This window comes from Lentzea sp. (assembly GCF_035525475.1).
Classification (GTDB): Bacteria; Actinomycetota; Actinomycetes; order Mycobacteriales; family Pseudonocardiaceae; genus Lentzea.
Window position 1 is genome coordinate 48,927 of the sequence record NZ_DATLEC010000078.1, and the last position, 9,425, is coordinate 58,351.

The following is a 9,425-nucleotide window of genomic DNA, read 5'->3' on the forward strand; positions in this document are numbered from 1 at the left end:
CTATGAGCGCCACAGTGGCACGCATCATCTCCGGGCGCATATTCGCTGAGTCCCGTCTCACAAAGCCTGGCAGGCTGAACCGGTGGAGATCACCCGAGTACTCGACGCGGCGCTGCGGAAAGCGGCGGCTGTCTGGATCACCTCACCCGGTCATGAACCACGTCTCGTGCACGCTCACTGGCGTGACGACGCGCTGTGGGTGATCAGCGGCGGCACCGAACCGCAGGCGCCCCTGACCGACGGAGCACAGGTCACCGTCACCGTCCGCTCCCCCAGCACGCACTCGCACCTCATCGACGCGAAGGCCACCGCGCAGCTGACCGAGCCCGACGAGGAGACGGCGCAAGCCCTGAGAACCGCGCGCCTCAACACCAAGCCGGAGTGGGATGCGGTGTACCGCCTGGAGTTCAGCGCATGATCACCGTGCCGGACGGTTTCGGCGCCGAGCTCGGCGAAGGCGCGCCGGAGTGGGTCGCGAAGCTGCCGAAGCTCGCCACCAAGGCCTGCGCGCGCTGGCAGCTCACTCCGGACGGCGCGCTGATGAACGGCTTCTGCGCCGTCGTGCTCCCGGTCCGCCGCCCCGACGGGCATCCCGCCGTGCTCAAGCTGACCTGGATCGACGAGGAGACCGAGCACGAACCGCTCGCGCTGCGGCTCTACGACGGCAACGGCGCGGTCCAGCTGCTCGGCCACGACGAGGAGCTGGGCGCGTTGCTGCTGGAACGCCTCGACCAGCACTCGCTCGACGACGAGCCGCTCGACCTCGCCATCGGCGTGATCGGCGACCTGCTGCGCCGCCACCGCGGGATCCAGGCCCCCGACGAGATCCGCCGGTTCCGGAACGAGCTGAAAGACCACCCAGCCATCCCCGCGAAGCTGCTCGACGCGGCCCGTGAGGCCGGGACCCGGCCGATGGGCACGACGCTCGTCAACGAGGACCTGCACTACCAGAACGTGCTGCGCGGCGACCGCGAACCGTGGCTGGTGATCGACCCGAAGCCGCTGTCCGGTGATCCCGAGTACTGCGTGATCCCGTTGCTGTGGAACAGGTTCGACGAGCTGGACGGCCGCAGGGGGCTCACCGACCGGTTCCTCGCCGTCTGCGACGCGGGCGAGCTCGACGTGGCGAAGGCGCGCGACTGGACGCTGCAGCGGGCCGTGGCCAACTGGATCTGGTGCCTGGAGGAGGATCTCGCGGACATGGCAGTGATCTGCGGCGAGATCACGCTGTGGGCGGCCCGGACCTGATCTAGCCTGGTCCTGTGGTGTCTGTGAACCGGGTTTTCATCGCTCAGCTGGCCGGACTACCCGTGTTCGGGCCTGATGGAGAACCCATCGGCAAGGCACGTGACGTCGTGATCAGCCTCCGCATCGACCGGCAACCGCCGCGCGTGCTCGGCATGGTGGTCGAGCTGGTGACGCGCCGGCGGATCTTCGTGCCGATGCTGCGGCTCACCTCCATCGAGCCGAACGCGGTGACGCTCGCGACCGGGTCGGTGAACCTGCGGCCGTTCCACCAGCGCGTCAACGAGGTGCTGGTGATCGGCGAGTTGCTCGACGCCAAGATCCAGCTCGACGACGGCGGCACCGCGGTCGTCGTGGACGCCGCGATGGAGCTCACCCGCACCCGCGACTGGCGCATGGTCCGCGTCGCCGGGCGGGAGCGCACCGGCCGGTTCAGCCTCAAGGGCCCGGTCCAGGTGTGGGACTGGGAGGACGTCGGCGGCCTGGGCGTCAACGAGATCGCGGGCCAGCCGCAGGGCGCGCAGCAGCTGGTCGCGGTGTTCGAGGGCATGCGCGCGGCCGACGTCGCGCACGCGCTGCACGAGCTGCCGCCCAAGCGCCGCCACGAGGTCGCGGACGCGCTCGACGACGAGCGGCTCGCGGACGTCATCGAGGAACTGTCCGAAGAGGACCAGAAGGACGTCCTGTCGCACCTGGACGAGGAACGCGCCGCGGACGTCCTGGAGGCGATGAACCCGGACGACGCGGCGGACCTGCTCGGCGAGTTGTCCGAGGGCACCAAGGACCGGCTGCTCGCTCTGATGGAACCCGAGGAGTCCGAACCGGTCCGCCGGCTGCTGGAGTACTCCTTCGACACCGCCGGTGGTCTCATGACACCGGAGCCGATCATCCTCACACCGGACGCGACGATCGCGGAAGCGTTGGCACGAGTGCGAAATCCCGACCTCACGCCGGCGTTGGCGTCGATGGTCTTCGTGTGCCGCTCGCCCTCCGCGACGCCGACCGGCCGCTACCTCGGCTGCGTGCACATCCAGCGGCTGCTGCGCGAACCGCCGTTCGACCTCGTCGCCGGAGTGCTCGACACCGACCTGGCACGGTTGCCGCCGAACGCCTCGCTGAGCGACGTGACGCGCTACTTCGCCACCTACAACCTGGTGTGCGCCCCGGTGCTCGACGAGTCAGAGCACCTGCTCGGCGCCGTCACCGTGGACGACGTGCTGGACCACCTGCTGCCGAACAACTGGCGCGAGACGGGACTGAGCCATGCCTGAACTGCTGCCGCGGCGCAGACTCGACCTGCCGCGCGAACCGCGGGGTTTCCGCTTCTCGATCGACCCCGACACGTTCGGCCAGCTCTCCGAACGGCTCGCGCGCTTCCTCGGAACCGGCAAGTTCCTGTTCTGGCAGACGCTGCTCGTCGTCGCGTGGATCACGGTGAACCTCGTCGCGGTGTCGCTGCGGTGGGACCCGTACCCGTTCATCCTGCTGAACCTGGCGTTCTCGACGCAGGCCGCCTACGCCGCGCCGTTGATCCTGCTCGCGCAGAACCGGCAGGACGACAGGGACCGCGTGTCGCTGGAGGAGGACCGGGCGCGGGCGGCGCAGACGAAGGCGGACACCGAGTACCTGGCCCGCGAGCTGGCCGCGGTGCGGCTGGCGCTGGGCGAGGTGGCGACGCGCGACTTCATCCGCAACGAGCTGGAGAAGCTCGTGAAGGAGCAGAACAACCGCAAGAAGGTCAGGCCGTGACGAGTCCGCTCGCGACCAGGTCGTCCAGGACGTCGTGGATCGCGGGAGCGGTCTCGGCGTGCTCGCGGTACTCGTCACGCGTCACGTAGGTCAGTTCGGCGATCTCGCTCGTCGGCCGCGGGGTGCCCTGGAGCCGTGCCGTGAAACAGGTCATGTCGACCATCGCGCCCGCACCCTCGCCGTAGGCCGGGGCGACGTAGCGCTGGAGTTCAGCTGGTGCCTCGAGCTCGACTCCGAGCTCTTCGCGGACCTCCCGGCGAAGCGCTTCGACGGGCGTCTCGTCGGGTTCGATCTTGCCGCCGGGGAGGTAGAAGGCCTTCTTGTTGCGTGAGCGCACAACGAGGAGGCGGCCAGCCTCGACGTGCACGAGTCCCACCACCACGATCACGGGTACAGGTCGTCCGCGGCCAGGCGGTCGCACGTGCGCCCGAAGGTCTCGAGCTCACCGGGGCCGAAGCTCTCCCCGAAGTGCTCGGCGACGCCGGCGAGGTGGGTGGTGGAGGCACTGCGCAGACGTTCGGCGCCGAGCGGTGTGAGCACGGCCACGATGCCGCGTCCGTCACCGTCGGCCCGTTCGCGTCCGACGAGGCCCGCGCGTTCCAGCCGGTCCACCAGGCGGGTCACGCCAGAACGGGACAGCAGGACGGCGTCGGCCAGCTCGGTCATGCGCATGCGCAGGGAAGGCGTCTCGGCCAGTTGGACCAGCACGTCGTACGCCGCGAGCGAAAGGCGCTGCTCAGCAATCAGTTCGGCCTCGAGGACCCTCGTGATCCGTGCATGCGCGCGGAGGAACGATCGCCACACCCCTAGCTCGACACGGGTGGGCAACCGGGAACTACCCGATTCCGGCACGGGCGTCGATGTTACGGACAGCTCCCCATCGGCTACGACCTGGCCCTGTGCTGGAAAGTGACCGGCCGGTAGGACGGGGACGATCCGGACGTAGCATGGATCGGTGACCACCACGCAGCCCCTCCCCACGGTCGAGGACGTCCGCAAGGCGCTCTCCGGCGTGCAGGACCCGGAGATCCGCCGTCCGATCACCGAGATCGGCATGGTCAAGGACGTCGAGGTCGGTGCGGACGGAGCCGTGGTCGTGGGCGTCTTCCTGACCGTCGCCGGCTGCCCCATGCGCGACAAGATCACGTCCGACGTGACCGCCGCGGTGTCGGCGCTCGAAGGCGTCTCGTCCGTGCGCGTCGACCTGGACGTCATGAGCGACGCCCAGCGGACCGAGCTCCGCAAGACGTTGCGCGGCGGAGCCGAGGAGCCGGTCATCCCCTTCGCCCAGCCGGGCTCGCTGACGCGCGTGTACTGCGTCGCGTCCGGCAAGGGCGGCGTGGGCAAGTCCTCGGTCACCGTGAACCTCGCCGTGGCGATGGCCGCGCGCGGCCTGTCCGTCGGAATCGTCGACGCCGACATCTACGGCCACTCGATCCCGCGCATGCTCGGCGCGGACGGCCGCCCCACCCAGGTCGAGAAGATGATCATGCCGCCGCAGTCGCACGGCGTGAAGGTCATCTCGATCGGGATGTTCACGCCTGGCAACACGCCTGTCGTGTGGCGCGGGCCGATGTTGCACCGGGCTTTGCAGCAGTTCCTCGCGGACGTGTTCTGGGGGGATCTGGACGTGCTGCTCCTCGACTTGCCGCCTGGTACCGGTGACGTGGCCATTTCCGTGGCTCAACTGGTGCCCAATGCCGAGATTCTCGTGGTGACCACGCCTCAGCAGGCTGCTGCTGAGGTGGCTGAGAGGGCTGGGTCCATCGCGTTGCAGACTCGGCAGCGGATCGCTGGTGTCATCGAGAACATGTCCTGGCTGGAGATGCCGGACGGGTCGCGGATGGAGATCTTCGGTTCTGGTGGTGGCGCGGCTGTCGCCGAGTCCTTGACCAAGGCCATCGGGTCTGAGGTGCCGTTGCTCGGGCAGGTGCCGTTGGATCCTCGGTTGCGGGAGAACGGGGACTCGGGGACGCCTATCGTTCAGGCTGTGCCGGACTCGGCGGCGGCCAAGGTGCTGACCGATGTGGCGACGAAGCTGAGCGTGCGATCGCGCGGCCTGGCCGGGCGGCTGCTGAACGTCTCCCCCGCCGGCCGCTAGAACTTTCCCGAACACGAAGAAGGGGCCCTTCCCCGCTCCTGGTGAGCCGGGAAGGGCCCCTTGTCGTCAGGGCCTCAGGTCGCGTCCGGGTCGTACGGCGGGCGCTCCCCCGGTGCCAGCGGCCGTTGTTCCGGCGCGGGCGGGGTCGGTGGGGTCGGGTAGCCGTTGGCCTTGGTGGGCTCCGGGTCGTCGAAGAGGTGCTTGGTGACCGCGCGCTTCGGGTCGAAGTTGCGCAGTTCCCGCAGGTCTTCCAGGGGTTTGCGGAGTTGCTCGAACTCCGGGCCCATCTCCTGCTTGAGCTGTTCGCGGGCGCCGGTCGCGTACTCGCGGACCTGGCGGGCGGTCTTGCCCAGCCAGGCTGCCGCTGACGGCAGGCGTTCCGGGCCCAGGATGAAGAGACCCGCCACGACGATGATGAGGATCTCTACCCATCCGATGCTGTCGAACACGGGCCCCAGCCTACTTGTCAGTCGCTCTTCAGTGTGACGTCCAGCGTGAGTTCACGGCCCTGTCGTGCCAGCACTACCTGCACGGTTTCGCCGATTTCGCGCTCGCGGACCGCTACGACCAGTTCGGCGGCGTTGCGGACCATGCGGTTGCCGACCTTCGTGATCACGTCGCCCTCCTGGATGCCGGCTGCTGCCGCCGCGCCTCCCGAGGGGACGTTCTGCACCTGGGCGCCTTCGGAGGTTTCCGCGGACACGGACTTCACGTTGACGTTCATGTCCGCGTGCTTGACCTGACCGTTGCGGATCAGCTCCTGGCTGATCTTGCGGGCCTGGTTGCCGGAGATCGCGAAGCCGAGGCCCACCGAGCCGCCCGTTTCGGTGCGGATCGACGAGTTGATGCCGATCAGGGCTCCTCGCGAGTCGACCAGCGCGCCGCCCGAGTTGCCCGGGTTGATGGCCGCGTCGGTCTGGATCGCGTCGTAGGTGACCTGGGGGCCGCCGTTCTCGCCCGCCGCCGTGACCGGGCGGTGCAGGGCGGAGACGATGCCCTCGGTGACGGTGTTGGAGAGCTGCAGGGGGGAGCCGATGGCGATCACGCTGTCACCGACCTCGAGCTCGTCGGAGTTGCCGAACTGCAGGACGGTCGGGTTGGTGACCTCGACCTTGATGACCGCGAGGTCGGTCTTCGGGTCGCGGCCGACCACGCGGGCCTGGGCTCGGGTGCCGTCGGTGAAGACGGCGCTCAGCTTGGCCGAGGAGTCCTGGGCCGCCGGGGCCACGACGTGGTCGTTGGTCAGGATGTAGCCGCCGCCCTCGATGACGACGCCGGAGCCGACGCCCGCGACGTTGGCGCCCTTGAACTCGATCGAGACGACGCTGGGCGTCACGCGCTTGGCGATGTCCGAGATGGACCCCGCCGGGCGTTCCTTGCCCTGTGCGACCTCGGCCAGCGTGACCGTCGAGTCGGTCAGGGGGTTGCCCGCGCGGCCGATCAGCCAGCCGACCAGGCCGCCGACCGCGCCCAGGACCAGGGCGACCGTCAGCAGCAACGCCAGGGCGGTGGGCTTCACGCGGCGGCCGAAGAGGATCTCCGGGACGCTCAGCTGCGGGCCGGGCTCCTGCCTGCGCTCGGGTTCGCGCGGCGAGTCCTCACCCACGGCGGGCGGGCCGATCACGGCTCCGGAGGCCGGATCGCGCCACGGGTCGCCCGCGGGCTCACCGCCCCAGAAGACCGGGTCGATGTCCGGGTCCGGGTCGGACGTGGGCTGCGGCGGGCGCTGCAGGAGCTCGCGCGAGCCCTGGCGGCCGAAGGCCGTCACGAGGGACTCCGGAGGCGGCGGTGCCGACTGGAGGGAGGTGACGGGCACGTCACGCGCGGCGAAGGCGCCGGGGACCCCGTCCGGGCGGCCGAAAGCGGTCGCGTACGCGGGGTCGACCGGCGGCTGCACCAGGGGCCGTGGCCGGAGCCTGCGATGCGCTCCGTCGTCCACTCCGGAAACGGGTGTGGACGTCTGGCCGTTGGGCGACTGCTGGCTCATCTCTCCCCGAGTTTTCCGCTAGGAGTGCTGAACTACAGCGTGCCTCACGAACAGTGAAATGACTGTCAGGGGGTGGTCGCGAAGACCGCGCCGGCGTTCTGCGGGGCGACGGCGGGCGCGGGCGGCGCCTCGCTCTCCGGCGTGGTGAACGCGAGCGCGCTGAGCAACATGCCGCTCACGACGACACCGGCACCCTGACGGGCACGGCGGCCGCTGAACCAGCCGTTGCTGCCCAGGGGTCTCGACGAGCCCAGCAACGGCCCCGAGCCGAACGCGGGCTTGTCCGTGCGCTGCACGGCGACGAACTGACCGTCCTCCGTGATCGCGAGCCCGTCCGGAGCGGACGGCAGGTCGACCTCCTGCGGAATGGCGCCGAGCCTGTCCAGCAACGACGCCGACGCCGTGGGCGCCGAGGCGGTGCGCACGGCGGCACGCGCCTGCTGCTGGGTGTAGGTCTCGAACGCGCAGAAGCCACAGCTCTGGATGTGAGCAGAGGCCCGCTCGTGGGCAGTCGAGGACAGTTCCCCGTCCACGAACGCGACCACGGCGTCCGGCAAGAGGTGCTGCTCAGGCAGGCCCCAACCACGGAGGTCGGTCATGCAGAGTCCTCCAGCAACGATTCCTGACGACGACGCTCGAGAGCGGCCTTCAGAGCCTGGCGGCCCCGATGGATCCTGCTCCTCACGGTACCCATCTTCACCCCGAGAGTGGCGCCGATCTCCTCGTAGGAGAGTCCTTCCACGTCACAGAGCACGACCGCGGCACGGAACTCCGGCGGGAGCTCGTCCAGCGCGGCCTGCAGGTCGGGGTCGAGGTGGTTCTCGTCGTAGATTTCCTCGGGGGACAGGTCGTCACCCTCGAGGCGGTCGTTGTCCTCGGGCAGCGCCTCCATGCGGACACGGCTGCGACGGCGGGCCATGTCGAGGAAGAGGTTGGTGGTGATGCGGTGCAGCCACCCCTCGAAGGTGCCCGGCTTGTACGACGCGAGAGAACGGAAGACGCGGATGAACGTCTCCTGCGTCAGGTCCTCGGCATCGTGCTTGTTGCCGGTCAGGCGGTACGCGAGCCGGTAGACCCTGTCCGCGTGTTCGCGGACGATGGAGTCCCACGAAGGCGGCGTCCAGTCGGCCGTCTCGATGGGCGCGACTGCCTCCGGCGAACTCGACTGCGTGCGCATCAGGTGTTTCGGCACCTCCATGTGGGCCGCCCGGCGACCCTTGTGCGGCTCAACGGACGACGGGTCCGGCTTGTTCCCGTCCAGAGCCTGGCTTCTTGCTTACATACCTTCTCCTGCTCCCTTTAAACGATCGTGAGAACTGGCTGAGAGCACCCTGAGAATCTCGGTTCAGGCCACGTTCACCCGTTTTGGGCACTCGGGCACTAACCTGCTACCCCGTGACCCCGGAATCGGCCCTGCGGGAGTACGTCGAGCAGTACCTCCCCGAGGACGACGTGCACCTGGCAGCGCGAGCACGCGGCCAGGAACTGGGCTGCGTGCCCATCGGCGCGGGAGGAGGGGCCGCACTGCGGTTCCTGGCGACCGCACTCCAGGCCCGAGCGGTGGTGGAAGTAGGCACCGGCGCGGGCACCAGCGGCCTGTACCTCCTGGCCGGAATGCCCAAGTCGGGCATCCTGACCTCGATAGACGTGGCCCCAGAACACCAACGGGCAGCCCGCGAGGCCTACGCGGCGGCAGGAATCTCCCCGTCGCGCACCCGCCTGATCATGGGCAAGGCCCTGGACGTGCTGCCAAGACTGACCGACGCGGCGTACGACCTGGTCTTCGTGGACGCCTTCAAGCCCGAATACCCGCAGTACCTACAACACGGCGTCCGCATGCTGCGCCCAGGCGGAGTGATCGCGTTCGACAACGTCCTGTGGCACGGATCAGTGGTGGACCCGACGAAGCGAGACGAGTCGACCCAGGCAATGCGAGACATAGCGAGGCTCGTCAAGGAGGACGACCGCCTGGTGCCGGTGATGCTCCCGCTGGGCGACGGCCTGCTGGTAGCCGCAAGGCGCCCATAGCCGAAGACGAAGGCAAATCGAGGGCCGACGGCCCGAGCCGACCGGAGCGCAGCTCCGCGCGGTGGGGTCCCCGTCACGAGTCGCGCCACAGCACTCGCCGCTCCTGGTGCACCTTGTGAGGGGGACCCCACCGCGACGCAACCACCTACGCAACGCGCAGCCGCCCAAAGCACCAGGCGTGCCATCAACCCACGAGCGGCGCGGTCCCCCCGATCAGATTGCCGGGGGTCCGGGGGCAGAGCCCCTGGGTGGAAGCACGCAACAGGAACAGGCCGCCCGCAAAGAGACCGCACGCCCGCGACCCGGCGGGCACGC

The 9,425-nt window shown here is 69.4% G+C and carries 12 protein-coding genes; 6 read left to right on the forward strand and 6 right to left on the reverse strand.

Features of this window, described 5'->3' with window-relative positions:
* Positions 1-82: 82 nt before the first annotated feature.
* The 4 genes from VM306_RS14170 to VM306_RS14185 are packed head-to-tail and all read left to right on the forward strand — an operon-like array spanning position 83 to position 2,994.
* Positions 83-418 (forward strand): hypothetical protein, encoded by a 336-nt coding sequence (locus VM306_RS14170; protein WP_325515093.1) that lies wholly within the window; start codon positions 83-85, stop codon positions 416-418.
* The gene (locus VM306_RS14175; protein WP_325515094.1) at positions 415-1,248 is read left to right on the forward strand and encodes an aminoglycoside phosphotransferase family protein; all 834 of its coding nucleotides are present in this window, start codon (positions 415-417) and stop codon (positions 1,246-1,248) included. Before VM306_RS14170 ends, VM306_RS14175 begins: the two co-directional genes overlap by 4 nt.
* Positions 1,249-1,262: 14 nt before the next feature.
* Positions 1,263-2,516 carry a magnesium transporter MgtE N-terminal domain-containing protein gene (locus tag VM306_RS14180; RefSeq protein WP_325515096.1) on the forward strand — a complete coding sequence of 418 codons (1,254 nt, stop codon included), beginning with the start codon at positions 1,263-1,265 and terminating at the stop codon, positions 2,514-2,516.
* Positions 2,509-2,994, forward strand: coding sequence for a DUF1003 domain-containing protein (locus VM306_RS14185; RefSeq protein ID WP_325515098.1), 486 nt, complete (start codon positions 2,509-2,511; stop codon positions 2,992-2,994). Before VM306_RS14180 ends, VM306_RS14185 begins: the two co-directional genes overlap by 8 nt.
* Here VM306_RS14185 and VM306_RS14190 read toward each other — a convergent pair.
* Positions 2,984-3,361: an NUDIX hydrolase gene (locus tag VM306_RS14190; protein WP_414672379.1), complete on the reverse strand. Its 378-nt coding sequence runs from the start codon at positions 3,359-3,361 to the stop codon at positions 2,984-2,986. The genes VM306_RS14185 and VM306_RS14190 overlap by 11 nt on opposite strands.
* A 17-nt stretch (positions 3,362-3,378) precedes the next feature.
* Positions 3,379-3,846: a MarR family winged helix-turn-helix transcriptional regulator gene (locus VM306_RS14195; RefSeq protein WP_325515102.1), complete on the reverse strand. Its 468-nt coding sequence runs from the start codon at positions 3,844-3,846 to the stop codon at positions 3,379-3,381.
* Positions 3,847-3,949: 103 nt separating this feature from the next.
* Between VM306_RS14195 and VM306_RS14200 the strand changes: the two genes are divergently transcribed.
* Entirely contained in the window at positions 3,950-5,095 is a 1,146-nt protein-coding gene (locus VM306_RS14200) for an Mrp/NBP35 family ATP-binding protein (RefSeq protein ID WP_325515104.1), read from the forward strand.
* A 74-nt stretch (positions 5,096-5,169) separates the two neighbouring features.
* Here VM306_RS14200 and tatB read toward each other — a convergent pair whose 3' ends face one another.
* The 4 genes from tatB to sigE all read right to left on the reverse strand — a co-directional run bounded on the left by tatB (position 5,170) and on the right by sigE (position 8,280).
* Positions 5,170-5,544 carry a Sec-independent protein translocase protein TatB gene (gene tatB / locus VM306_RS14205; RefSeq protein ID WP_325515106.1) on the reverse strand — a complete coding sequence of 125 codons (375 nt, stop codon included), beginning with the start codon at positions 5,542-5,544 and terminating at the stop codon, positions 5,170-5,172.
* A 17-nt stretch (positions 5,545-5,561) separates the two neighbouring features.
* Positions 5,562-7,082, reverse strand: coding sequence for a S1C family serine protease (locus tag VM306_RS14210; protein ID WP_325515108.1), 1,521 nt, complete (start codon positions 7,080-7,082; stop codon positions 5,562-5,564).
* Between the two features lie 65 nt (positions 7,083-7,147).
* The gene (locus tag VM306_RS14215; RefSeq protein WP_325515110.1) at positions 7,148-7,681 is read right to left on the reverse strand and encodes a zf-HC2 domain-containing protein; all 534 of its coding nucleotides are present in this window, start codon (positions 7,679-7,681) and stop codon (positions 7,148-7,150) included.
* Positions 7,678-8,280, reverse strand: coding sequence for an RNA polymerase sigma factor SigE (gene sigE / locus VM306_RS14220; protein WP_325515112.1), 603 nt, complete (start codon positions 8,278-8,280; stop codon positions 7,678-7,680). The genes VM306_RS14215 and sigE overlap by 4 nt, the downstream gene beginning before the upstream one ends.
* A 197-nt stretch (positions 8,281-8,477) precedes the next feature.
* Here sigE and VM306_RS14225 point away from each other — a divergent pair, with 197 nt between their 5' ends.
* Positions 8,478-9,110 carry an O-methyltransferase gene (locus VM306_RS14225; RefSeq protein WP_325515114.1) on the forward strand — a complete coding sequence of 211 codons (633 nt, stop codon included), beginning with the start codon at positions 8,478-8,480 and terminating at the stop codon, positions 9,108-9,110.
* Positions 9,111-9,425: the final 315 nt, after the last annotated feature.